Source organism: Aurantiacibacter gangjinensis (genome assembly GCF_001886695.1).
In the GTDB taxonomy this organism is placed as follows: Bacteria; Pseudomonadota; Alphaproteobacteria; order Sphingomonadales; family Sphingomonadaceae; genus Alteraurantiacibacter; species Alteraurantiacibacter gangjinensis.
Genome location: NZ_CP018097.1, coordinates 296,188 through 320,396, shown reverse-complemented (window position 1 = coordinate 320,396; position 24,209 = coordinate 296,188). Strand labels below are relative to the sequence as shown.

Here is a 24,209-nt window from a genome sequence, read left to right as displayed (position 1 = left end):
TTTGGCCTGTAATTGTCTCCGAAAGCCTTGCCAATCGGGCGCTATGGTGAGCATCTGCCAGCCAGATTTCTTGCAAAGGAGATGTGCGCTGTGAAGGGCGACGAAAATGTCATCGAATATCTCAACAAGGCGCTCACCAATGAGCTGACCGCGATCAACCAGTACTGGCTGCACTACCGCGTCCTCAACGATTGGGGCGTTTACAAGCTCGCCGAATACGAACGGCACGAATCGATCGATGAGATGAAGCATGCCGACTGGTTGGCCGATCGCATCCTGTTCCTGAATGGGCTGCCGAACTTCCAGGCGCTCCACAAGCTGCGCGTGGGCGAAACGGTCGAGGAAATCCTCAAAGCCGACCTCGCCATGGAGCACGACGCCATCCCGCTGCTGCGCGAAGCGGCGGATTATTGTCAGGAAGTGAAGGATTTCACCTCCGGCCAGCTCTTCGAAACGATCCTCGCCAGCGAGGAAGAGCATGTCGATTTCCTCGAAACGCAATTCGACATGATCGAGCGGATGGGCTTGCAGAATTACGTCCAGCTGAACAGCGTGGCGGCTGGCGAAGGCGAGAACAACGCGGGCACCGCTTAGGGATTAAGTCAGCTAGGGGCCGAGACAACGAGACTGCGGCGGCGGGGAGTTATCTCCGCCGCCGCTTTCATTTTTGCATGAAGGCCGCAATCGGTAGTGGCGCCGCGATAATACCGGCCTGGTGTTGGCAGTCGACGATTTAATCGCGCCCCTGGCCGCCGCTGAACTTGCCGCCACCGCCCTTGTTCGCGTCATACGGGTTCTTCGGCGATTTCAGGCTCAGTCGCACCGGCACCGCGCCAAAGCCCAACCGCTTGCGCAATCCGTTGAGCAGATACCGCTCGTAGCTGACCGGCAGATCGTCCAGCCGCGTGCCGAAAATGACGAAACGCGGCGGGCGTGTGCCGACCTGGGTGATATAGCGCAGCTTGATCCGCCTGCCGCCGGGCGCTGGCGGCGGATTGGCGGACAGCGCATCGTCGAACCAGCGGTTGAGTGCGGCGGTGGGCACGCGTCGGCTCCAGTCCTCGCGCAGCTTGAAGGCCGCGCCAAGCATGGTGTCTAGCCCCTTGCCGGTCACGGCGGAGACGGCGAAGAGCGGCACGCCGCGAAGCTGTGCCAAGCCTTCGTCCAGCGCCGCGCGCACGCCGTTGAACAGCGCGGACGGGTCTTCGGCAATGTCCCACTTGTTGATGGCGATCATCAGCGCGCGGCCTTCTTCGAGCACGCGGCTGGCGATCTTCAGGTCCTGCACTTCCAGCCCGCGCGTCGCATCCAGCAGCAGGACCACGACTTCGGCATAATCGACCGCCCGCAAGCCATCGGAGACGGACAGCTTCTCCAGCTTGTCCACCACCTTGGCGCGTTTGCGCATCCCCGCCGTGTCGATCAGCTTGATGACTCGCTCCTCGCCCGAAGCGGGATCTGTCCAGAGCCAGTCCACCGCGATGGAATCGCGGGTGATGCCCGCTTCGGGGCCGGTCAGCAGACGGTCCTCATCCAGCAAGCGGTTGATCAGCGTGCTCTTGCCCGCATTGGGCCGCCCGACGATGGCGAGCGAAAGCGGCGCGGTGGGATCGATCTCCTCCAGCTCCTCGCCCGCTTCCGCAGCTGCGGCAGCGCGCTTGGCGGCCTCGTCGGCGGCGATGGCCTCGGCCTGCTCGACCTCCAGTTCCAACTGCTCGGCGCGGTCGCCAATCAGCGGGAATAGTGCGGAATACAGGTCTGCCACACCCTCGCCATGCTCGGCGCTGACCGGGATGGGGTCGCCCATACCCAGCGAATAGCCTTCGAGGATGCCGCTTTCACCGCCATTGCCCTCTGCCTTGTTGGCGATGAGCACGACGGGCACCTCCTGCTCGCGCAGCCATTGCGCGATCTCTTCGTCGAGCGGGGTGAGCCCGGCGCGGCTGTCATAGACGAACAGCGCGGCATCGGCGCCTTTCAGCGAAACCTGCGTCTGCGCGCGCATCCGCCCGGGGAGAGAGGCGTCGTCCTCGTCCTCCCATCCGGCAGTGTCGACCGCTTCGAATTCCAGCCCCAGCAGGCCGGCCTCGCCCTTGCGGCGATCGCGCGTGACGCCGGGCTGGTCGTCCACCAGCGCCAGCCGCTTGCCGACCAGCCTGTTGAACAGGGTCGACTTGCCCACATTGGGGCGGCCGATGATGACGACCTCGGGGAGCTTGCGCTGTATCATGCGCGGCAGGTGGCGCTTTGCAGCGCGATTGGCAAGATGTTCGTGGAGGTGTTGGGCGAGTCGAGGTGAGCGAAACGCGGCGATCCACGGCGCTACCGTAGCCCGCTGCTCCGCCATGAATTGTCGCACCATGGATCGCCGCGGTCGCTACGCTCCCTCGCGATGACCGATTTGGTTTTTGACGCCGTCATCGCGAGCGAAGCGCGGCGATCCATGGGACTGCCATGTCCGAAGGCGCCGGCTTGCAAAAGTCGCACCATGGATCGCCGCAGTCGCTACGCTCCCTCGCGATGACGAATCTATTTAATTATTGCGTCCCACAGGTCGCGCCAGTCAGCATTATCAGCCTCGATCAGTGCTATCTTGGTCTTCCGTGAGCCAGCTTTCAGCTGCTTCTCGCGAATGATGGCGCTGTCCATGTTTTCGTGAAACTCGATCCAGACGAGGCGTTTGCAGCGGTAGCGTTTGGTGAAGCCGTCCACGAGGCCTTCGCGATGCTGATGAATGCGTTTTACCGGATCCGATGTGACACCGACATAGAGCGTGCCGCCTTTCTGGCTGGCCATGATGTAGGCGGCTGGCTGGAATATGTCGCGGTTCATCTCGGAACGGTGTCGGGTATCTATCGGCAATGCAAAGCGAAATCGTCATCGCGAGCGAAGCGTGGCGATCCATGGCGCTACCGTAGCCTGCTCCGCCGCGTTGGATTGTCGCACCATGGATCGCCGCGGTCGCTTCGCTTCCTCCCGATGACGGATTGCGGGAGAATCCGGTAAGTGCAAGCGAAGCACGACCGATCACCAGCTGCCGGTATTTTCCATGCTGGCCCAAGGCTCCTGCGGGTCGAGATGGCCATCCTGCAGCAACTCGACCGAAATGCCATCTGGCGAGCGGATGAAGGCCATGTGGCCGTCGCGCGGGGGACGGTTGATGGTGACGCCGGCATCCATCAGGCGCTGGCACGTTTCGTAAATGTCGTCGACGCGGTAAGCGAGATGGCCGAAATTGCGTCCGCCGTCATAGGTTTCGGGCGCGCTGCCGGTTTCGGGCGGCCAGTTATAGGTCAATTCCAGTTCGGCGACGTCCTCCTGCCCCGGCGCGGCCATGAAGATGAGCGTGAAGCGGCCCTTCTCGCTTTCCTTGCGGCGCACTTCCTCCAGGCCGATCAGCCTGAAGAAGTCGATGGCGGCATCCGGATCGGCAACGCGGATCATGGTGTGGAGGTATTGGGCCATGGCTCGTGTCCTTCTCTCATCGTTTCGCTCGCAGCTAGGCGCGAGAGCGCATCGCCGCAAAGAAAAAGGGCGCAGGTCCGTTGCCGGACCGCGCCCCTTTTCATGATATGGAAGGCGTTAGAAACTGGCGCCCAGCGTCAGCACCACGCCATCATCGGTGAAGGTCCCGTTCGGGTCGATCAGCGCATCGCCCTCTACCCCGACCAACGCGACGCCCAGCGATACCGGCGTGCCCGGCAAACCGGCTTCGAGGCCGATGGAATAGTCGAGCGCTTCGCTGTCGTCGGTAAATGTCAGGAAGCCGTCCGTGTATCCCAGATGGCCGGTCACTGTCACAGGCGTGCCGGGAATGCCGACGCCGACATCGGAATAGATGTAGAAATTGTCCGTATCGCCAAGCGAGGCCTGGTCCGGCGCATAAGCGATGCCGACGGTGACTTCTGCCGGGCCGAGCGCGTAGCCGAGCGAGCCGTAGAATTCGACATAGTCGAAATCGCCCGCCCCTGCATTGGGGTAGATATAGACGATGACGCCGACATCGGTGGAGACATTGCCGAATTCACCGGCCCAGCCGCCATAGATGTCGAGTTCGGTGTGGCCGTAACCGACCGTATCCTCGTCGATGGAGGATGCCCATGTGCCAAGGTAGAATCCGGCGGGCAGGCCAAGGTCGATGCCGCCCTGTATGGCGATGTCGCCGCCCGAAAGGTCTACCCCGCGAAAGCGATATTCGCTGACGATGGCGACATTGGCGGACAGCTCGACACCGATACCGCCATCATCGTCCACCTCGTCGGCGGGATTAACCACTTGCGCCATGGCGGAAGGGGCAGCGAATGCGGAGAGGGCGAAAACTGAAGCAGCGGCAAGGCTGCGGACGGACGTAAGCATGGGCAATTTCCTCAATTGCTTGTGGTGAACAATGCTTCGTCCCACCTGCGCGGATCGCGCGCCGGGCATCGTTTCGTGCCCGATCTTCGCGAATGCAGCAACAATCATGCCGGATCATGCTGCACTGCACAAGAAGAATTGCGCATTGTTCCGTATGGCGAGACAATCTGTGTGGTTTGCGCACCAGTCGCCGCCCATTGTGCAATTGCGTGTTTGCGCACAAGCCCTATGTGGAGCGCACAGGCCACACCATGTTTTCGTTCTTCAGATCACGCCGGGCGAGCGAAGAACGCCCCTCCCTCGATGCTGCCATCCCCGATGGCGAGCGTGTCTATGCCATGGGCGACATCCATGGCCGGGACGACCTGTTCGCGGCGATAATGGCGGCTATCGAGGCGGACAACCGCGAGACGGCCGAGGCAGAGGCGACCGTCATCCTGCTGGGCGACCTCGTCGACCGCGGTCCCGACAGCCGCCGGGTGATCGCCATGGCGCGCGAGTGGCAACACACGCGCAATGTCCGCATTCTTGCCGGCAATCACGAGGAAATGTTCCTCCGCAGCTTTGAGAGCCTCGACACGCTGCGCCATTTCCTGCGCTATGGCGGGCGCGAAACGCTGATGAGCTACGGTCTGGATCGCAGTCGCTACACGCGCAGTTCCATCGAGGAAGTGCAGGAAATGATGCGCGAGGCGGTGCCGGAGGAGGACGTCGCCTTCATGCAGGGGTTTGAAGACAGCATCCGCATCGGCGATTACGTTTTCGTCCATGCCGGGATCGAGCCCGGCGTCCCGCTGGCAGAGCAGGATATCAGCCGCCTTCGCTGGATTCGCGAGCCTTTCCTCAGCCATGGCGACATTCACGAAGATTTCGTGGTGGTGCACGGCCATACCATTAGCGAGAAGCCCGAAGACATGGGCAATCGCATCGGGCTGGACACAGGTGCCTACGAGACCGGCAGGCTGACCGCGATCGTGCTGGAAGGCACGCAAAGGCGCTATATCGCAGCGGTGCAGGGCGCGGACGGCGCCATCTGCGTCGAGAAAGGCTGAAACGTGCCGGGGAGCCTGTAAGCCGGGTTCTGTCCCGCAACCGGTATCTCTCGACCAGCGCTGCGGGGGCAGCCATTCATCTAGGCGGTGGATTGCTCCACGCGCTCCAGCAACCAACCCGAGTCTCTCGGAGCGAAACGCTCCTGCCAGCTAATGGCGCGAGACCCCTATGCGGTCTTGCTCCGGGTGGGGTTTGCCATGACGGGCGCTGTTGCCAGAACCCCGGTGCGCTCTTGCCGCACCCTTTCACCCTTGCCTGTATCCTGAAAGGATCATCGGCGGTCTTCTCTCTGTGGCACTTTCCCTGTGGTTTCCCACGGCGGGCGTTACCCGCCACCCTCGTCTCGTGGAGCCCGGACTTTCCTCGCACCAAAGGCACGCGGCTGCCCGGCTCCCCGGCACGGCTGCCTATCTAGCGAGTCCCCGGTCGCGATCAAGCAGCAGCTGGAAGAGGATTGCGCGCACCTCGCCATCGATCTGGCCGTCGATCTTGCCGGGTCGCCAACGGCGCTGGAAGGCCTCGACCGCCTTGAACCCGTCGGTGATGTCATAGCCGAAGCGTTCCAGCGCGAGGTAGAAGCTGGCATCATTGTCGAAGACGTCGCCGCGTTCCAGTTTCTCGGGCCGCGGCAGGCACAGACCGTATTCGGCGAGCCGATCCCATGGGAACAGCTCGCCCGGATCGATCTTGCGGCCCGGCGCGACGTCGGAATGGCCCACCACATTGGCGCGCGGAATATCGTGGGCTTTCACCATGCGCGCCACCAGCGGCACCAGCGCTTCGAATTGCGCATCGGGGAAGGGGCCATAACCGTATTTGTGGCCGGGATGATCGAGCTCGATACCGATACTGGCGGAATTCACATCCTTGTGCCCGCGCCAGTAGGAGACACCCGCATGCCAGGCGCGCTTGTCCTCCGGCACCAGCCGCACGACTTCGCCCATCTTGCCGATCACGTAATGCGCGGAAACCTTGGCTTCAGGGTCGCACAGCCGCTCGATAGCAAAGCCCTTGTCCTCCATCTCGGTGTAGTGGATCACCACCATGGAGATGGGCAGGGCGCGCTCGTCGAAATTGGGCGAGACGACCTCGCGGTGAACCAGCTCGTCCTCGCTGCTTGCAATATGCCGGCCGACATCGCCGAAATCGGAGCGGCTCATCCGATCATGCCTTCCATGTCGGGCAGCACCGCGCCCAGCACCAGCGCATCCTCGCCATGGTGATACATGACCTCGCCATTGTCGCGCTCCACGATCAGACGGATCATGTGGGCAGGGGCTGTGCGACCCGAAAGCTCGCTTTCCGCCAGCTGGCCGCCCAGCGCCTTGCCTACCGTAGCATCGAAGGCGACCTTCGGCCCGGCGGCGCGAATGGCGATCTCCGTCTTGCCCTCGCTGCGTTCGGCCCCGACGGCCAGCGTGCCGCCGCGCACCAGGCTGTCGAGGCCCATGGCGGCAAGGTTCAGCAGCACCTTGATGGCGGGCTTGGAGAGGCTCTGCTCGCCCACCGCCCATTCCAGCGTCAGCCGCTCGTCCGCAGCGGTGAGCGATTGCAGCAGCTCATGCGCTTCTTCCACCGGCACCGCTTCGCCGAAGCCGCCGGCAGCGCCGTAAGCGAGGCGGAAGAATTTGAGCTTGTTGGCCGATGTGCGCGCGCTTTGCTCCAGCAGCTCCATGCAGCGCTGGCGCATGACCGGATCCTTCTCGTCCGCCATCAGCTCCAGCCCGTTATTGAGCGCGCCCACGGGGCTGAGCATGTCATGGCAGAGGCGCGAGCAGAGCAGGGCGGCAAGATCGAGGGAATTGGTGGTCATCGGGCGGAAGCGGCTTTCGAATTGAGGGCTAACCTGGAGCACATGGAGCACTGTCCTAACGCAAAAACCGTTCCTTGCCAGCGAAGGCATGAAAAACGGCGCTGCAAGGTGTAACAGGCATGAGACATGCAGCGGCCCTTACGCGAGCGTGCGAGGGTAGGAAAGCGCCACGAAACCGCCCGGCGCATCGCACCACCAGCCAATCGCACCGCCCGCCACAATCGCCCAGATCGCGCCGTCGCCTGCCGCCATCGCCTGGTCTGTGGCCGAAGGGCGCGGCTCGCCTGCGGGGTGCGAGTGGTAGTAGCCCAATACTTGCGGGCCGCCACCGCGTGCGGCGCGATGCGCGTCGATGAGCGTTTGCGGGTCTATCTCGAAATGGGTGCTTGGCTGCGGGTGGACGTTTCGCGCCGGGATGGCGGTGGTGATGTGGTTGGCGGTGCCGGTGAGGACGCCGCAGCATTCGTGGGGGTGGGCGCGGGTAGCGTGATGGTGGATTTGGTCTATCACCATAGCGCTGACAGATAAGAAATCCGACTGCCCTGAGCTTGTCGAAGGGCTGCCTTTGCTTCTGGAAAAGCGCGAGACCGCATCCCAGTCACCCCGGATCAAAGCCAGCTTTTCCCGACGTGACCAACCCTTGATCTGTTTTTCGGCAGTTTTCGCTTCCTCTCGCGTAACAAATTCTTGCGACCACACGAGCTTCACAGGCAGATAGTTCTTCGTGAAACCGGGCAATTCTCCGCGCTCATGCTGCGCGATCCGACGCTCAAGATTATCCGTATGGCCCGTGTAAAGAACACCTGTATTGCAGTGGAGGATGTAGGTCCAGTAAGGCACCTTCTTGGACTAAGAAAAAGGCAGCCCTTCGACAAGCTCAGGGCAGTCGGTGAGGGGGCATCGTGCCGAAAAACGATTTGATCACTGGCATCACCCCAAACACAACCCGCCTCGACAAAGCCCTCGCCGCCGCCACCGATCTTTCGCGAGAGCGGATCAAGGCACTGATTGCAGAGGGCAAGGTCGAAATAGACGGCACACCCGCCACCAGCCCATCGGCAAAGGTGGCCGAGGGCGCGGCGTTCGCAATCCACTTGCCTCCCCCAGCCGATCCACAGGCTTCTCCACAGGATATACCGATCGATGTCGTGTTCGAGGACGAGCACCTGATTGTGGTCGATAAGCCCGCCGGCATGGTCGTGCACCCTGCTGCGGGTAATCCCGATGGCACGCTCGTCAATGCGTTGCTGCACCACTGCCAAGGTCAGCTCTCCGGCATCGGCGGGGTGGCGCGGCCGGGCATCGTCCACCGGATCGACAAGGACACGTCCGGCCTGCTGGTCGTCGCCAAGTCCGATGCAGCGCATGAGGGGCTGGCCCGGCAATTTGCCGACCATTCGCTGGAACGCGCCTATCTGGCCGTCTGCGGAGGCCATCCCAACCCGCCTGCGGGCACGGTGGATGCGCGGCTGGGCAGATCGGACAGGGACCGCAAGAAAATGGCTGTCCTACAGGCCGATTCGTCGCGTGGAAAACATGCCGTGACGCATTACAAAACACTCGAGCGGCTGGATCACGGCGCGCTGGTCGAATGTCGCCTCGAAACGGGGCGAACCCACCAGGTGCGGGTTCACCTTGCGTCAATCGGTCATGCGCTAATAGGAGACCCTGTGTACGGGCGCACGCCATCTGCATTGAAACCGATCGTGGGCGCGCTGGATTTCCGGCGACAGGCCCTTCACGCCGCACGACTCGGCTTCATCCACCCGCTGACAGGTAACGCTTTGTCGTTTGCGAGCGAATTACCATGCGATATGCGGGAACTGATCGACGAAATGGGTCATTCCAATCGATGAAATGCACCCTATTTGGTCCGTCGGTGCGCTATAAGAAGTGACACCCAATGTGGCCGCCAGACGCGGGTGCCCATCAGGGGCCCGCAGCGAGTGGTCGACGCAAAGAAAGGTTTGGGACGACGTGAGTAACAACAGAGCTACAGTACCGGCGCTGGGCGGTGAGCAGGGACTCAACCGCTATCTGTCGGAAATCAAGAAATTTCCCGTGCTAACGCCCGAGCAGGAATACATGCTCGCCAAGCGCTATGAAGAGCATGAGGACCCCGAAGCCGCCGCGCAGCTGGTGCAGAGCCACCTTCGCCTGGTGGCCAAGATCGCCATGGGCTATCGCGGCTACGGCCTGCCTGTCAGCGACCTCATTTCCGAAGGGAATGTGGGCCTGATGCAGGGCGTGAAGAAGTTCGAGGCCGATCGCGGCTTCCGCCTGGCGACCTATGCCATGTGGTGGATCAAGGCGAGCATGCAGGAGTTCATCCTGCGCAGCTGGTCGCTCGTCAAAATGGGCACCACGGCCGCGCAGAAGAAGCTGTTCTTCAACCTGCGCCGCATGAAAAAGCAGCTCGAGGCCTATGAAGACACCGACCTGACGCCGGACGACGTGACCAAGATCGCCACCGATCTGGGCGTGCCGGAGCAGGAAGTGGTCAACATGAACCGCCGGATGATGATGGGCGGCGACGGATCGCTCAACACGCCGATGCGCAATGGCGAGGAAGGCAGTGGCGAATGGCAGGACTGGCTGACGGATGACCGTCCGCTGCAGGACGAGACCGTCGCCGATGCCGAGGAAGCCAGCGTGCGCCGCGAAATGCTGGTGGAAGCGATGGATGCGCTGAACGAACGCGAACAGCACATCCTGACCGAACGCCGCCTGACGGAAAACCCGCAGACGCTGGAAGAGCTCTCGCAGGTCTATTCGGTCAGCCGCGAACGCATTCGCCAGATCGAAGTGCGCGCTTTCGAAAAGCTGCAAAAGGCGATGAAGGCGATCGCCGGCGAACGGCTGATGCCGCAGGCTGCTTGATCGGCGGTGAATTTATGACACGCAAGGGGCGGTGGCTGTTGATAGCGGTCGCCGCCCTTTCCGCATTCTGGCCGCGCTTCGTGGACTTAAGCGAATGGCCGGACGAACCGCTTGCCTCTCGCTACGAGGAAGAGGCGCGCGCTACGCTTGGCTGGGCGCGCGACAATCCTGTCCAGCAGGCGATGGATGCCATGCTGGTGCAGCAATGGCGGTTTTCGGGCTGGCGCGAGGTGGCGGGCAGCGGCGAGGGCAGCACTTCGCTCCCAAGCTTGATCGATGTGCAGGTGAATGCGACGGCGCTCGGCCCGTGGGGCGTCCCTATTGCCCGCTACACAATCGGTTGCGGCGGCGCATGCTACCAAAGAGTGGATTAGCGTTTCGCGCGCCGATATAGCGCCGCCATGGCCCTCCGCATTCTTCGCTTCATCGCCAAATTCGTCATATGGTGGCTCGTCATCACCGTGGCGCTGGTGATTGCGCTGCGTTTCCTGCCGGTCACCTACACCGCCACCATGCTGATGGACGAGCGCGGCGTGACACGCGACTGGGAGCCGCTGAGCCGCATCGACCGCAATATGGTGAGCGCCGTGATCGCGGCGGAAGACAGCCGCTTTTGCGAGCATGACGGTTTCGACATCGAGGCCATTGAGGACGCGCTGGAAGAGCGCGCGGCGGGCGGGCGGCAGCGCGGTGCCTCCACCATCAGCCAGCAGACCGCCAAAAACGTGTTCCTTTGGCAGGGCGGCGGCTGGTTCCGCAAGGGACTGGAGGCTTATTTCACTTTCCTGATCGAGAACCTGTGGGACAAGCGACGGATCATGGAAGTCTACCTTAATGTCGCAGAGACGGGGCTGGGCACGTATGGCGTCGAGGCCGGGGCACAGCGCTATTTCGGCCATTCCGCCGCGCGCCTTTCCGCCGATGAGGCGAGCCGCATCGCCACCGTGCTGCCATCGCCCAAAACGCGCGAGGCCGTGAACCCGTCGGGCTTCACCGCCCGCTATGGCAACACCATCGAAGCGCGCATCGGCGTGGTAAGGCGTGACGGACTGGATAACTGCGTCTACGAGTAGCGCGGATGGGCGCAGGGCACTCTCACAGTCACCATGATCACGGGCACGGCCATGCGCACGGCCATTCCCATGCACCTGCCGATTTCGGGCGCGCTTTTGCCATCGGCGTGGTGCTCAACACCGCTTTCGTCATCGTGGAGGCGACATACGGCTTCCTCTCCGGCTCGATGGCGCTGGTGGCGGATGCGGGGCACAACCTGTCCGACGTCCTCGGCCTGTTGATCGCGTGGGGCGCGAGCATTGCTGCCAAAAAGCCCCCGTCGGAGCGTTTCACCTACGGCCTTAAAAGCAGCACCATCCTTGCCGCCTTTGCCAATGCGGTGCTGCTGTTGGTCGCCATCGGCGCCATCCTGTTCGAGACGGTGCACCGCCTGCTCGACCCTGTGGAGCCCGAAGGCTGGACCATGATCTGGGTGGCGGGCGTGGGCATCGTCATCAACACCGTCACAGCACTGATGTTCATGCGCGGGCGCAAGCACGACCTCAACATTCGCGGCGCATTCCTGCACATGGCGGCGGACGCGCTGGTGAGTGTGGGCGTGGTGATAGCGGGCGCGGCGATCCTGCTGACCGGCTATGTCGTGATAGACCCGCTTGTTAGCCTGCTGATCGTCGCAGTGATTGCTTGGGGCACGTGGGGCCTGCTCAAAGATAGCGTGAAGATGGGCCTGCTGGCCGTGCCCGACAGCGTGGATTGCGACGCGGTACGGACCTATTTGCGCGACTTGCCCGGCGTGGAAGCGGTGCACGATCTGCATATCTGGCCGATGAGCACCACCGAAACCGCGCTGACCGTGCACCTCGTCATGCCCGGCGGCCATCCCGGCGACGCTTTCCTGCATGAAATCACCCACCGGCTTGAGCATGATCACGGCGTGGGCCATGTTACCATCCAGGTGGAAACGACGTTCGACAATTGCGACGTAGGCTGTTTGTGAGTGCAGACGAACGAGATCACGCCCGCGAGGCATTGAACGCCGCCATCGCCCGCCTGGCAGGTGGTGACCGGGCAGCGCTGGAAGAGATCTACCACGCCACATCGCGGAAACTTTTCGGCATTTGCCTGCGTATCTTGGGCGACGAGAAAGACGCCGAAGATGCGCTGCAGGACGTGTATATCGATCTCTATCGCCGCGCCGGGCGCTATGATCCGGACCGGGCGAGCCCGATCAGCTGGCTGGCCTGCATGGCTCGCAACCGCGCGATCGACCGGCTGCGCAGCGGCGGCAAGGTGCGCGCCGGAGCCGTGCCGGAGGATGCGGCGCTGGATGTGGAGGACGAAGCGGTGCCCGCAGATGAGCGCATCGTGCTGGACCAGCGCGACGCGCGTATCCACCACTGCCTCGGCAGGCTGGAGAAGAAGCAGGCCTCTGCCATCCGGCGCGCATTCCTGGGCGGCGCGACCTACGTCCAGCTTGCCGAGGATGACGGCGTGCCGTTGAGTACGGTGAAATCGCGGGTTCACCGCGGGCTCGCCAAATTGAAGGAATGTCTGGAAAGATCGTGAGCGAGACGCCCGCCTTGAGCCCCGACGAGCAACTGGCTGCCGAGTATGCGCTGGGCCTGCTCCATGGCGAGGAATTGCTGGCCGCCCGCGCGCGCCTGGTGCGCGAGCCGTCATTCGTAGATGCCGTGGCGCGCTGGGAGCATCGTTTCGCGCCGCTTCTGGACGACATGCCCGAAGCCGAGCCGCCGGCCAGTGTGTGGGCGGCGATCGAAGCCGCCGCCATGCATGGCGACCAAAGCGGGCAGGTCGTGGAATTGGCCGAAGCGCGGCGCAAGGCGACCTTGTGGCGGCGCATCGGCATCGGCGCGAGCGGCATTGCCGCCGTGCTGGCGGTGATGCTGGCGCTAGGCCCGGCGATGCAGTCGCCGACCCCAATTCCCGGTCCCACGGCAAGCACGACCGCCGATCCGCTCCTCGCCGCATCCATCCCGATCGCCGACACCGACTTGCGATTGGCGCTGACCTATGTGCCCGAGCGCGGCGAACTGAGCGTGTCCTCCGCAGGCCTTTCGCCCGATGGCGTGCACGATCACGAATTATGGCTGGTGGACCGGCAGGGCAGCCTCCACTCGCTGGGCGTAATCGTTCCGGGTGAAGAAGCGCGTTTCGCGGTCGCGGATAGACTGGAAGGCGAAATCCTCGACGGATCGCAACTGGTGCTGACCCGCGAACCGCTGGGCGGCAAGCCCGACGGCGTGGATGCCGGGCCCGTTGTCGCGCAGGGCGAGTTCCGGGCCATCTAGCGGCACCCGTTCGTCCTGAGTTTGTCGAAGGGCGAATTTGTCCGAGCTTGGCATTTCGTGCTTCGACAGGCTCAGCACGACCGGATTTGCCTAAATCCGAAAATCAGAAAAAATTTGCGACCTTTTCGAAAGGCGCTCCGTAACTCCCTGCACAAGGCCGGACGGGACTTGTTGAAAAAGGAGATTACGATGCCGACTTTCAAGACAATCGCCGCCGCCATGGCCGCCACCACGCTGGCCCTTTCCGCGCCTGTCATGGCGCATAATCACGACCATCACGGCAATGCCTCGCCCGACATCGTCGATATCGCCGCAGGCAATGACAATTTCGAAACGCTGGTCGCCGCCGTGCAGGCCGCCGGGCTGGTGGAAACGCTTCAGGGGGACGGCCCCTTCACCGTATTCGCGCCGACCGACACGGCTTTCGACGCGCTGCCGCAGGGCACCGTCTCCACCCTTCTGGAACGCCGCAATCGCGACCAGCTGACCAATATCCTCACCTACCATGTCGTTGCAGGCCGCGTAACGGCGAGCGACCTGATCCACCTGATCCGCGATGGTGATGGCCATGCCCGGATCGAAACGGTCGCAGGCGAAACACTGATCGCGCGCCTCAACAATGGCAATGTCGTGCTGACCGACGGTGCCGACCGGCAGGTGCTTGTCACCACCACCGATATCGAAGCGTCGAACGGCGTGATCCACGTGCTCGACCGCGTTTTGCTGCCCGGCTGAACCCTCACCCCCGTCCCCTGACGCCGGGCAGCATGGCCCCGCCTGGTCCTCGCCGGGCGGGGCCTTTTCGCGTCTGGCGCTCATCTGCCGTTCAGCTTGCGCACAGGTGGCATGCGCTTGATTGCAATTGCGAATGTCACGCAAAGGGGACTGACATGAGAATCACGGCGACAATCCTCGTAGTCGCGCTCACCGCCGGATGCGCGCAGCCCGACTATCGTATCGCCGATGCGCGCGACGCACTCGATGGCGGGCCGCAGACCGAAACGCTGCGCGAAGAGATCCAGCGTGAGGCGCATAATGGATGCCTGTCCGCAGGAACCGGTATCGATAGCGCTTGTCGCGACACGCGGGAGGGGCTGGCCGATGTGATCGCTCCACCGGAATATCCCGAAGGCGTGACGCCGCCGACTCGCGTCGGTCCGGTCCCGCCGCTGCCCGCACCGCCGCCACCCCCGCCTGCGCCGCCCTCGCGAGATGACTGACGCCACAAAGCGTCGGCTGTTTGCGGCTTGTCTTTCCTTCATCGCAGCCGGGTGCGCCACTACGCCGCCGACGCATTATTTCGGTGTCGATCTGCAGGCGCCCATCGTGCCGGTGGAGGCACCGATGGATGCCCGTATCGCCAGCTTGGAGGCGAAATTGCAGGAGGCGACCTGCGCGCTGCCGGAGTTCTCGGCAAATCGCTGCGGCGCCTATGCCATCGAATATGAGCGCCTGCGTTCGGAACGCCGGGCGCTGCTCTGGGCAGACATGACCTATGCCCCGCTAACCAGCCTCGCCCGCCGCGCACAGACCGGCGACGAGGCGGCGCAGCTGGAACTGGGCATCCGCTTCGAGGAAGGACGCGGCGTTGTTCGCGATCTCGACAATGCGCGGCGCCTCTACCGGCTCGCTGCAACTCCGAGTGGGGGTGACATGCCGATTTACGTGCCTGGCGTTGGCGATGCGCCCGGTACCGTGCAATGGTTCAATACCGGCCCGCGCCGGGAAGGGCTGGCAGAGGCGCGCGAGAGGCTGCAAGCGCTGGACGCGCGGATGGAGGGAGAGACGCAATGAAAGCGATAAGCGTGATGGTCGCAGCACTGCTGGCAGCGACGCCTGCCATGGCGGCTGACGACCCCGAGCCGATCTATATGGGGATCGACCTGACGGTGGAGCCGGAACCCGTTCCCGCTCCCGATACGGGTGCAACGGAGCAGCGCAGCGTCGATGCGGCCTTGCGCGATCTTCTGGACGAAGGCGTGGAGCTGGGCTGCCTGTCTTTCCAGGAGCCCGCGACGTTCTCCCAGATCGCGAATGATAGCGAGGCATGCGCCGCGTATATCGCGCGGCTGGCGGCTGCCACGTCGACCGGGGAGGAGACGGCCGAACCTGCAACCGTCGAGCCGGACAATCCTTGGCGCGCCATTCCGGTCGTCACGCTGGCGCGCGCGGCGCAGAGCGGCAACAAGCGTGCACAGCTGGAACTGGGCATCCGCTTCGAGGAAGGTGTCGGCGGATTAGCGCAGAACCTTGCATTCGCGCATGAGCTTTACAGCGAGGCGGCCCGCACAGTCCCCGAGCGACGAGGCATCGTCATGCGTCGCCGCGGCGATGATGCGATGGGCGCCGCAGGCGGTGCTTCACCGGCACGCGGTATCGTCTCCCCGCGCATACCCGGCTTGCCAGAAGCGCAGGAGCGTCTGGATGCGCTGGAGGGGCGGATGGAGCGCTGAGGCGACTCAGCCCATCAAGAGGATCGTCGCGACAAGCATCGCTAACACCAACGTCATCCCGATCACCAGCAGTAGGGCCAGCGGAAAAAAGGTGCCCACGCCATCGTCAGCGGCGAAAGTGCTGGCGAGGAACGCGAGGATTGCTACGGCGAGCGCCGCGCCGGGGCCGATAAGCAGCGCGGCAAGGATGCTGCCGCCACAACCGAGCGACATGCCGAGGCCGAAGCGGCGCAGGCGAAGCGCGCCGCTAGCGACCATGGGGCAGGGCGGCTATCAGGCCGCCTCTTCCTTCTTGCCCTTGCCATTGTCGTTGGCGAGCACGCGGACAGGCTCCTTGCGGCCTTCGACCACATCTCCATCGACCACCACTTCGGACACGTCCTCCATGCTGGGCAGGTCGAACATAGTGTCGAGCAGCAGGCCTTCCACGATGGAGCGCAGGCCGCGCGCGCCAGTCTTGCGGGCGATGGCCTTCTTGGCGATGGCGACCAGCGCATCGTCGGTGAAGGTCAGCTCCACATCTTCCAGCTCGAACAGCTTGGCGTATTGCTTCACCAGCGCGTTCTTCGGCTCTTTCAGAATGGTGACAAGCGCGTCCGCATCCAGATCGTGCAGTGTGGCGATGACAGGCAGACGGCCGACGAATTCGGGGATCAGGCCGAATTTCAGCAGGTCTTCCGGCTCGCACTTTTCCAGCATCTCGCCGATGCGCGCCTTGCTGGGATCGTCCACATTCGCGCCGAAGCCGATGCTGCGCTTCTGTAGCCTGTCGCCGATGATCTTTTCGAGGCCGGCAAAGGCGCCGCCGCAGATGAACAGGATGTTGGTGGTGTCCACCTGCAGGAATTCCTGCTGCGGATGCTTGCGACCGCCCTGCGGCGGAACGCTGGCCGTGGTGCCTTCCATCAGCTTGAGCAGCGCCTGCTGCACGCCTTCGCCCGACACGTCGCGGGTGATGGAGGGGTTTTCCGCCTTGCGGGTGATCTTGTCGATCTCGTCGATATAAACGATGCCGTGCTGCGCTTTCTCGACATTGTAGTCGGAGCTTTGCAGCAGCTTGAGGATGATGTTCTCCACATCCTCGCCCACATAGCCGGCTTCGGTCAGCGTGGTGGCGTCTGCCATGGTGAAGGGCACATCGAAAGTGCGCGCCAGCGTTTGCGCGAGCAGCGTTTTACCGCAGCCGGTGGGGCCGACCAGCAGGATATTGGACTTTGCCAGTTCCACATCGCCGGATTTCCCGGCGTGCCGCAAGCGCTTGTAATGATTGTGCACGGCCACGGAGAGCACGCGCTTGGCGCGCTGCTGGCCGATCACATAGTCATTCAGCGTCTCGCAGATTTCGATGGGAGCGGGCACGCCGCCATCCTTGCGTCCGCCCATACCGCTTTTCGCTTCTTCGCGGATGATATCGTTGCACAGTTCCACGCATTCATCGCAGATGAAGACGGTGGGGCCTGCAATCAGCTTGCGCACCTCGTGCTGGCTCTTCCCGCAGAAGCTGCAGTAGAGAGTGCTTTTGCTGTCGGTTCCGCTGAGTTTGGTCATAAATACAAGTCCTTGGCGCGCCGGCCTACGATCCCATTGTGACAGGCGCTGGATTCGGCCCCCCAATCTAGGGGGAACCTGCTGAAATTCAAACAGCTTAACCCTACCATCCCCTGCTTGCACCAGCCTGAAGGGACAGGGTTGCCAAAATGCTACAGGAAAAGCGGGCGCGAGGAGCGCCCGCTTTCCGATGTCAGCTTACTTGGGCGGTGCGCCGCCCGAGCCGCTTTCATCGCCGCCGCCGATATCGGGGCCATCGCCCTTGGGACGATGGGCGAACACGGCGTCCACGATGCCGAACTTCTTCGCTTCCTCGGCTTCGAGGAAGGTGTCGCGGTCCATCGCCTTTTCGATGTCGGCCAGGTCCTGGCCGGTATATTCGGCGTAAAGATCGTTCATCCGCTTGCGGATGCGCAGGATTTCCTTCGCCTGAATTTCGATGTCCGATGCCATGCCGCGCGCGCCGCCAGAGGGCTGGTGCACCATGATGCGGGCATTGGGCAGGGCCACGCGCATGCCCGGCTCACCGGCGGCGAGAAGGAAGCTGCCCATGGATGCGGCCTGGCCGATCACCACGGTGCGCACCTTGGGCTTGATGTATTGCATGGTGTCGTGGATCGCCATGCCCGCCGTCACTACGCCGCCGGGCGAGTTGATATACATGGAGATATCATTGCTGTTCTCGCTTTCGAGGAACAGCAACTGGGCAACGATCAGGCTGGCCATGTGGTCTTCCACCTGGCCGGACACGAACACGATGCGCTCACGCAGGAGGCGGCTGAAAATATCGAAGGCGCGCTCGCCGCGGCTGGTGCTTTCCACCACGGTCGGCACCAATGCGCCGGTGATGGGGTCGGTGATAAACTGGTCTTTCTTGTCGCCGAAGATGTCGAGCATCAATTGTTCCTCTTGGGTCTGGTATGGCCGCCTATGTCGGTTGCAAGGGCCGATAGTGCAAGGGCGTTAACGCTCGCTTGTGGGCAATCGCACGGGCGAGAAACGCAGGGGGCGCGGAGGGGAAGCTCCGCGCCCTTTCGTGCGTAAATCGGTTGGCCCGTCAGGCAGCGCGAACGTGCTGCAGGAATTCCGCCACCTGGTCGCGCAGCCTGTCGGACTGCTTGATGAGATGGCCGGAGCTGTCACGCAGCTGGCTGGCCGTGCTGCCGGTGGATGCGGCCAGCTCGCTCACTTCACGGAAACCGCTGCTGACGAGTTCCGTGTTGCGCGCGGCCATGTCGATGCTCTTCGCCAGATCCTGGCCCGCGACCGCCTGCTGGTCGACAGCAGACGCGATCATGGTGGAGGCGGACTGCAATTCGATCACTTCATCGGCAATGGTGGAAAGCGCGGACGCGCTCTTGCCGGTGGAATCCTGCACCAGGTGTATCAGCTCCTCGGCTTCCGCCGTGGCGCGGCTGGTCTGTGCGGCCAGTTCCTTCACCTCGGCAGCAACGACGGCGAAACCACGGCCTGCGTCGGAGCCACGCGCGGCTTCGATGGAAGCGTTGAGGGCCAGCAGGTTGGTGCGCTGGGCGATGCCGGCGATCACTTCCACGATCTGGCTGATCTTGGTGGCAGAGTCGGTCATCGCACCGATGGTCTCGTCCGCATCGCTGGCAGCGGCTGCCGCCTTCTGCGCGCGTTCGGAGCTGGTGGCGGCCTGGCGGCTGACTTCGCTGATGGACAGCACGAACTCGTCCGTCGCGGCGGCAGCGCCGGTCATGCCCGAGGATGCCTCCTCCAGATTCGTGCCGGCGTTCATGACACGCGAGGAAGACGTCTCGACATTCTTGGCCAGCTCGTCTGCCGCATCATGTAATTGGGCGGACGCCGAAGCGACCTGGTTGGCAACATCGCCGATGGTGATTTCGAATTTGTCGGCCAAGGACTGCACGAAGGCCGCGCGCTCGGCGCGTTCCCTCTCGCGATCTTCCTGAACCTTGCGCTGCTCTTCCAGCTCGGCCTCGGCGCGAAGCGCCACTTCCTGCTGGACGGCGCGCAGCACATCGAGAGACTTCGCAAGCGTTCCGATTTCATCCTCCCGCTTCTGTCCGGGGATTTTAACGTCCACGCTTCCGGTGGCGATCTGCTCGCTCGCGTCGCTGATCATTGCGATCGGAAGTGCGAACCTGCGAGCAACGAAGCGCTTGCCGAAGATCGTCAGGCCTATTGCAATGATTGCGGCGATGGAAAGCAAGACCATCATCGACTGGATGGCGTCCTCGATCGACGTGACATCCGTGTTCACACGCGTTGCGGCGTAGGAATTCATGGTATCGATATCGGCCAACGCGGCTTCGATGGCGGCGATGCTGGGTTGCAATACCTCGCCCTGCACGCGCTGCGCTTCTGTCGTTGCGGCCAGCTGCGCTGTCGCCTGCTCGACCACGGCAAGTTCTGCGGCCACCGTCTGTGCGCGGGTATGAAGACCTTCATCGACGTGCGACGAGGAGAAAACCAGTTCTTCGACATCGGCAGTAGCCAGCGCCACATCTGCAACCACGCCCTGCACAGACGCTTCAGGCTGATCGACCAGGGTATCGCGCGCACTGGTCAGCGCACGGGACATATCGGTTGTGAGAAACGCGACCTCGGTGAGGTCTGACAGGATGTGCACGCGCTGGTCGATACGATAGGTATTGGCGATTGCAAGCGTCGCCAGCACCAGCACCAGGACCGTAAACAGCCCGAAAACGTTGCTGATCTGCCCGACAATGGTCGTCGGACGAAGCCATGACTGCAACTTGCTTGCCCGACCGGACTGTTTTTCGTTCACTTCCTGCACTGTGTGCACTCCCTGCCCTGAAAATGGCCGAAGCCATGGGGATAAACCCGTATTCGCCGGGAGCTAACCAAACAGGGTTAAGGAAGAGTTATCTATCGCGTCCCATTCGCCGTTTCGCGCCTGCTTGGGCACTTACCGGGATTGACCACTCATCGAACCGCGAACGACATTGGTCGATGGACGCGCGCATATTTTCGGTTTGCCAGCCTTACGTGCCCACGATTACAACTGTGGTTGAGGGATGGGGATATCTTGAGAACGAATTTATTGCACGTCGTCAGTGGTTTGGCGCTTTTGATCGCTATGGCGTCACCTGCCGCCGCGCAGGAGGCGGAAGACCTGCCTGTTGCAGCCGAACCCGCCGACCCGCAGGACGCAGACGGTCTGGCACCCGCGCCCGATGCCGCCGAGACACGCAGCGGCACCCGCATTTTCACGCCCGCTGATTTCGAACGCTTCGCCCCGCGCAATGCGCTAGATATGCTAGAGGAAGTGCCCGGCTTCACCCTGCGCGGCGAGGATGGCGAGCGTGGCCTTGGCCAGGCGAGCGCCAATGTCGTAATCGACGGCAGACGCATCGCCTCCAAGTCCGATGGCGTCTTCACCCAGTTGCAACGCATCAGCACCGACCGCGTGGAGCGGATCGAGATCGTCGAGGGCGCCACATTGGGCATTCCCGGCCTGTCCGGCCAGGTCGCCAATGTCATCACCCGGCCCAGCGCCATCAGCGGACGCTTCACCTATCGGGCAAGTTTCCGCCCCCGCTATGCGGAGCCCAGCTTCATCGGCGGCGAAGCCTCGATCAGCGGGGCGGACGACAATCTGGAATGGACGCTCGCCCTTGCCAATGGCGTGGGCCGCGGCGCTGCGGGCGGGGGCGAATCCTTCATCTTCGATCCGGACGGCAACATCGTCGAGACGCGCGATATCCGCATGCAGTTCGTCGGCGATTTCCCGCGCATCTCCGGCAATGTGCAATATACGACCGATGGCGGCGCGGTGATGAATGCGCGTGCCAGCTACAACCGCGTCTACCAGAACAATCGCGACGACCAGCAGCGCGTGCTGACCGATGGCGTTGACCGGTTCCGCATGTTCGAAAGCCGTCGCCGCGGCTATGGCTACGAGCTGGGCGGCGATGTCGAGTTCGATCTTGCAGGCGGGCGTCTGAAGCTGATCGGGCTGGAGCGGTTCAACCGCAATACCGGCCCTTCGGATTCGATCCTCTCCTACGCGGATGGCCGCCCCGATACGGGCAGCCGCTTCGACAGCCAGACCGAAAGCGGGGAGCGCATCGGGCGGGGCGAATATAATTGGGCGATGCTGGGCGGCGACTGGCAGCTGGCGGGCGAGGCGGCTTTTAACCGCCTGAACCGCGAGGCCCAGCTATTCGACCTCGATTCATCCGGTGAGTTCGTACAGATCCCCTTCCCCGGCGGATCGGGCGGGGTGACGGAGGATCGCTATGAAACCGTCCTCACCCATTCGCGGCGTTTGTCGGACAACCTTACCATGCAGGTCGGCGCGGGCGGCGAGTATTCCACGCTGTCGCAGACCGGGCCGGACGGGCTGACGCGCAGCTTCTGGCGGCCCAAGGGCTCTGTCAATGTCGCATGGCAGGTGGAGCAGGGGCTCGACGTATCGCTCGAAGTGGCGCGGCGCGTGGGCCAACTGTCCTTCGGCGATTTCCTCGCCAATGTCTCGCTCAACCAGGACCAGTCGAGCGCGGGCAATAACGAGCTGGTGCCGCCGCAAAGCTGGGAAGCCGAGATCGAGGCAACCAAGTCGCTGGGCGATTGGGGCAGCACCGAATTGCAGGTCTATGCAAGGCTGATCGAGGATTTCATCGAATTCATCCCGGTCGAGGGCGGTCTGGAAACGCGCGGCAATATCGACAATGCCAGCGTGTGGGGCGTCCGCTCCAACAGCACGTTCCAGCTGGCACCCATCGGCTTTACCGGCGCGCAGCTCGACCTGACGCTGGATGTCGATTTCACCGACCTCACCGATCCGCTGACCGGTGAAAGCCGCAAATGGAGCGGCAATCAGGATATCGAGATCGACGCCTCGCTGCGCCACGACATTCCCGGCAGCGACTGGGCGTGGGGCGCAGGCTTCGAATATAACCGGACGCAGCCCTATTACCGCCTGGGCGAGTTCGGCTTCAATTACGAAGGGCCGACCTACACCTTCGCTTTCATCGAGCACAAGGACGTGTTCGGGATGACGGCAAATCTGACGGTCTTCAACCTGACCGACGGGCGCGCTGTGCAGGATCGCTTCGTCTATGAAGGCTATCGCGACCGCACGCCGCTGGCGTTTCGCGAAACGCAGGATCTATCGGTGCAGCCGATCTTCAATTTCCGTTTGAGCGGAGACTTTTAGGCAGGCTTGCCATGCCCGGATGCGGCGCGCAGAAGGGGCGGCATGAAAACTGCCCTGACGCTTCTGCTCGCCGCGAGTTCGCTTGCTCTTTCCGCTCCCGCGACCGCCCAAGATGGCGATGACAACCGCGACCAAATCGTCGTCGCGGATTACCGCGTCGATGCAGCCTATACTGCCAATCAGCAGGTTGAGCGGCTTTCCGATCCGGACGATGCGGGCACGCAGCTGAACGCAGTCATTTCGGTCAATCCGAATGCCGGCCGCGATGCCCGTGAGGCGCTGGATGCCGGGCTGTTGCTTGCTGGCCGCACCGTGCTGGTGAAGGACAATATCGAAACGCGCGAATTGCCCACGACAGCAGGCAGCCTTGCGTTGGAGGTCAACGATACAGGCCGCGATGCGCCACTGATTGAGCGGCTGCGCGCCAATGGCGGTGTGGTGCTGGGCAAGACGAACCTGTCCGAATGGGCGAATTTCCGCAGCACCAATTCTACCAGCGGCTGGAGCGCGGTGGGCGGCATCACGCGCAACCCGCATGCCGTGGATCGCAATGCCTGCGGTTCCTCCTCCGGCAGCGGGGCGGCGGTCGCCGCAGGGTTGAGCTGGGCCACCATCGGCACCGAGACGGACGGCTCCATCACCTGCCCTGCCAGCGTGAACGGCGTGGTCGGCTTTAAACCCACGGTCGGACTTGTCAGCCAGCAGCACATAGTGCCGATCAGCCACAGCCAGGACACCGCAGGCCCGATGGCGCGCAGCGTGGAGGATGCCGCGCTGCTTCTCTCCGCCATCGCCGGGCCGACCTATGGCGAGATCGGCCCGCCCGATGTCTTCTACGATTTCACCGTCGGGCTGGACGAGGCATCGCTCGAAGGCGTGCGCATCGGCGTGTTGCGCAATCGCTATGGCGGGTTCGAGCCGCTGGGTCAGGTGTATGAGCAGGCGCTCTCGGACTTGCGCCGTGCCGGGGCCGAGCTGGTCGATATCGACTTCACGCCCGACCCTGCCATGGGAGGCGCGGAATACACCGTGCTGCTGTATGAATTCCGCGAAGGGATAAATGCCTATCTCGAAAGCTCACCCGCCGACATTCCGGTCCGCAGCCTGCAGGACCTAATCGATTTCAACGCGGTGCATGCGCTCTCCGAAATGCGCTGGTTCGATCAGGACATCTTCGAGATGGCGCTGGAGGCCGCCGATACCGCCGCATACGAGGAGGCGCTCGCCACCTCGCAGCGGCTCGCGCGCGATGAAGGGATCGACCGCCTGCTGGCCGAGAACGAAGTCGCATTCCTCATTGCGCCGACACGCGGGCCTGCATGGAATATCGACCTGGTGCTGGGTGACCACTGGACCGGCGGTGTCGGCATTGGCAGCCTTGCCGCCGTGGCGGGCTATCCGCATCTCACCGTGCCGATGGGGCACGTGGAAGGGCTGCCGGTCGGCTTGTCTTTTATTGGCCGTGCGTGGGACGATCCTATCATCCTACAGGCCGGCGCCGCCTATGAGCGCGCCCGCACGCTGGACGTGCCCGAGCCGACGCTCCGCCGCTGGGAGCCGTGGGGAGCGACCGACGCTGGGCAATAGTCCCGCTTGCTGCATGTAAGATAATT

26 protein-coding genes and 1 other RNA gene are annotated in these 24,209 nt (G+C 63.2%); 15 read left to right on the top strand and 12 right to left on the bottom strand.

All coding sequences use genetic code 11. The features are described from left to right. Positions 1-90 precede the first annotated feature (90 nt). Positions 91-594, top strand: coding sequence for a bacterioferritin (bfr, locus tag BMF35_RS01570; RefSeq protein ID WP_047006645.1), 504 nt, complete (start codon positions 91-93; stop codon positions 592-594). 139 nt (positions 595-733) lie between these two features. Here the strand turns inward: bfr and der are convergent, their stop codons facing one another. From der to BMF35_RS01550, 4 genes are all read right to left on the bottom strand, one after another. Further along, a complete protein-coding gene (gene der, locus BMF35_RS01565; RefSeq protein ID WP_047006396.1) occupies positions 734-2,230 on the bottom strand; it encodes a ribosome biogenesis GTPase Der in 1,497 nt (498 codons plus the stop codon). A gap of 299 nt (positions 2,231-2,529) precedes the next feature. Next, positions 2,530-2,832, bottom strand: coding sequence for a GIY-YIG nuclease family protein (locus tag BMF35_RS01560; protein ID WP_206539546.1), 303 nt, complete (start codon positions 2,830-2,832; stop codon positions 2,530-2,532). Between the two features lie 195 nt (positions 2,833-3,027). Then, a complete protein-coding gene (locus tag BMF35_RS01555) occupies positions 3,028-3,465 on the bottom strand; it encodes a VOC family protein (RefSeq protein ID WP_047006395.1) in 438 nt (145 codons plus the stop codon). A gap of 117 nt (positions 3,466-3,582) precedes the next feature. After that, a complete protein-coding gene (locus tag BMF35_RS01550) occupies positions 3,583-4,356 on the bottom strand; it encodes a TorF family putative porin (RefSeq protein ID WP_047006643.1) in 774 nt (257 codons plus the stop codon). Between the two features lie 251 nt (positions 4,357-4,607). On the opposite strand from BMF35_RS01550, the gene BMF35_RS01545 reads away from it, so the two are divergent. Continuing rightward, positions 4,608-5,408 carry a metallophosphoesterase gene (locus BMF35_RS01545; protein WP_047006642.1) on the top strand — a complete coding sequence of 267 codons (801 nt, stop codon included), beginning with the start codon at positions 4,608-4,610 and terminating at the stop codon, positions 5,406-5,408. Positions 5,409-5,410: 2 nt separating this feature from the next. Here the strand turns inward: BMF35_RS01545 and rnpB are convergent. From rnpB to BMF35_RS13975, 4 genes are all read right to left on the bottom strand, one after another. After that, positions 5,411-5,807: RNase P RNA component class A (gene rnpB / locus BMF35_RS01540), an RNA gene on the bottom strand. Positions 5,808-5,816: 9 nt separating this feature from the next. Beyond that, positions 5,817-6,569, bottom strand: a complete 753-nt coding sequence (locus tag BMF35_RS01535) for an N-acetylmuramoyl-L-alanine amidase (RefSeq protein ID WP_047006394.1) — start codon at positions 6,567-6,569, stop codon at positions 5,817-5,819. Beyond that, a complete protein-coding gene (locus BMF35_RS01530; RefSeq protein ID WP_047006393.1) occupies positions 6,566-7,222 on the bottom strand; it encodes a histidine phosphotransferase family protein in 657 nt (218 codons plus the stop codon). Before BMF35_RS01530 ends, BMF35_RS01535 begins: the two co-directional genes overlap by 4 nt. A 138-nt stretch (positions 7,223-7,360) precedes the next feature. Then, a complete protein-coding gene (locus tag BMF35_RS13975) occupies positions 7,361-8,062 on the bottom strand; it encodes a Mov34/MPN/PAD-1 family protein (RefSeq protein ID WP_335622563.1) in 702 nt (233 codons plus the stop codon). Positions 8,063-8,124: 62 nt separating this feature from the next. Here BMF35_RS13975 and BMF35_RS01515 point away from each other — a divergent pair, with 62 nt between their 5' ends. From BMF35_RS01515 to BMF35_RS01465, 11 genes are all read left to right on the top strand, one after another. Beyond that, positions 8,125-9,078 carry an RluA family pseudouridine synthase gene (locus tag BMF35_RS01515; protein WP_156172076.1) on the top strand — a complete coding sequence of 318 codons (954 nt, stop codon included), beginning with the start codon at positions 8,125-8,127 and terminating at the stop codon, positions 9,076-9,078. 121 nt (positions 9,079-9,199) lie between these two features. Then, positions 9,200-10,102 carry an RNA polymerase sigma factor RpoH gene (gene rpoH, locus BMF35_RS01510; protein ID WP_071961151.1) on the top strand — a complete coding sequence of 301 codons (903 nt, stop codon included), beginning with the start codon at positions 9,200-9,202 and terminating at the stop codon, positions 10,100-10,102. Positions 10,103-10,116: 14 nt separating this feature from the next. Beyond that, positions 10,117-10,476 (top strand): hypothetical protein, encoded by a 360-nt coding sequence (locus tag BMF35_RS01505; protein ID WP_047006391.1) that lies wholly within the window; start codon positions 10,117-10,119, stop codon positions 10,474-10,476. A gap of 27 nt (positions 10,477-10,503) precedes the next feature. Continuing rightward, positions 10,504-11,175, top strand: a complete 672-nt coding sequence (gene mtgA / locus BMF35_RS01500) for a monofunctional biosynthetic peptidoglycan transglycosylase (RefSeq protein WP_047006390.1) — start codon at positions 10,504-10,506, stop codon at positions 11,173-11,175. 5 nt (positions 11,176-11,180) lie between these two features. Then, positions 11,181-12,113 (top strand): cation diffusion facilitator family transporter, encoded by a 933-nt coding sequence (locus tag BMF35_RS01495; protein WP_047006389.1) that lies wholly within the window; start codon positions 11,181-11,183, stop codon positions 12,111-12,113. Next, complete coding sequence (locus BMF35_RS01490; protein ID WP_047006388.1) at positions 12,110-12,682, top strand: sigma-70 family RNA polymerase sigma factor; 573 nt, start codon at positions 12,110-12,112, stop codon at positions 12,680-12,682. Before BMF35_RS01495 ends, BMF35_RS01490 begins: the two co-directional genes overlap by 4 nt. Then, positions 12,679-13,425: an anti-sigma factor gene (locus tag BMF35_RS01485; protein ID WP_052765996.1), complete on the top strand. Its 747-nt coding sequence runs from the start codon at positions 12,679-12,681 to the stop codon at positions 13,423-13,425. The genes BMF35_RS01490 and BMF35_RS01485 overlap by 4 nt, the downstream gene beginning before the upstream one ends. Before the next feature lie 189 nt (positions 13,426-13,614). Beyond that, the gene (locus BMF35_RS01480) at positions 13,615-14,160 is read left to right on the top strand and encodes a fasciclin domain-containing protein (protein ID WP_047006386.1); all 546 of its coding nucleotides are present in this window, start codon (positions 13,615-13,617) and stop codon (positions 14,158-14,160) included. Positions 14,161-14,315: 155 nt separating this feature from the next. Further along, the gene (locus BMF35_RS01475; protein WP_047006385.1) at positions 14,316-14,645 is read left to right on the top strand and encodes a hypothetical protein; all 330 of its coding nucleotides are present in this window, start codon (positions 14,316-14,318) and stop codon (positions 14,643-14,645) included. Then, entirely contained in the window at positions 14,638-15,219 is a 582-nt protein-coding gene (locus BMF35_RS01470) for an SEL1-like repeat protein (protein WP_047006384.1), read from the top strand. The genes BMF35_RS01475 and BMF35_RS01470 overlap by 8 nt, the downstream gene beginning before the upstream one ends. Continuing rightward, entirely contained in the window at positions 15,216-15,878 is a 663-nt protein-coding gene (locus tag BMF35_RS01465; protein ID WP_047006383.1) for a hypothetical protein, read from the top strand. The genes BMF35_RS01470 and BMF35_RS01465 overlap by 4 nt, the downstream gene beginning before the upstream one ends. Before the next feature lie 6 nt (positions 15,879-15,884). Here BMF35_RS01465 and BMF35_RS01460 read toward each other — a convergent pair whose 3' ends face one another. The 4 genes from BMF35_RS01460 to BMF35_RS01445 form a co-directional block, all read right to left on the bottom strand. Beyond that, on the bottom strand, positions 15,885-16,136 hold the full coding sequence (locus BMF35_RS01460; protein ID WP_047006382.1) for a hypothetical protein: 252 nt from the start codon (positions 16,134-16,136) through the stop codon (positions 15,885-15,887). Between the two features lie 15 nt (positions 16,137-16,151). Beyond that, a complete protein-coding gene (clpX, locus tag BMF35_RS01455; protein ID WP_047006381.1) occupies positions 16,152-17,426 on the bottom strand; it encodes an ATP-dependent Clp protease ATP-binding subunit ClpX in 1,275 nt (424 codons plus the stop codon). A 198-nt stretch (positions 17,427-17,624) separates the two neighbouring features. Then, positions 17,625-18,323, bottom strand: a complete 699-nt coding sequence (locus tag BMF35_RS01450) for an ATP-dependent Clp protease proteolytic subunit (RefSeq protein WP_047006380.1) — start codon at positions 18,321-18,323, stop codon at positions 17,625-17,627. A 160-nt stretch (positions 18,324-18,483) separates the two neighbouring features. Further along, positions 18,484-20,211 carry a methyl-accepting chemotaxis protein gene (locus BMF35_RS01445; RefSeq protein WP_052765971.1) on the bottom strand — a complete coding sequence of 576 codons (1,728 nt, stop codon included), beginning with the start codon at positions 20,209-20,211 and terminating at the stop codon, positions 18,484-18,486. Positions 20,212-20,514: 303 nt separating this feature from the next. Here BMF35_RS01445 and BMF35_RS01440 point away from each other — a divergent pair, with 303 nt between their 5' ends. Together BMF35_RS01440 and BMF35_RS01435 are read left to right on the top strand one after the other, a co-directional pair. Then, on the top strand, positions 20,515-22,596 hold the full coding sequence (locus BMF35_RS01440; protein WP_047006379.1) for a TonB-dependent receptor plug domain-containing protein: 2,082 nt from the start codon (positions 20,515-20,517) through the stop codon (positions 22,594-22,596). 42 nt (positions 22,597-22,638) lie between these two features. Further along, the gene (locus BMF35_RS01435; protein ID WP_047006378.1) at positions 22,639-24,183 is read left to right on the top strand and encodes an amidase; all 1,545 of its coding nucleotides are present in this window, start codon (positions 22,639-22,641) and stop codon (positions 24,181-24,183) included. The last annotated feature ends 26 nt before the right edge of the window (positions 24,184-24,209 follow it).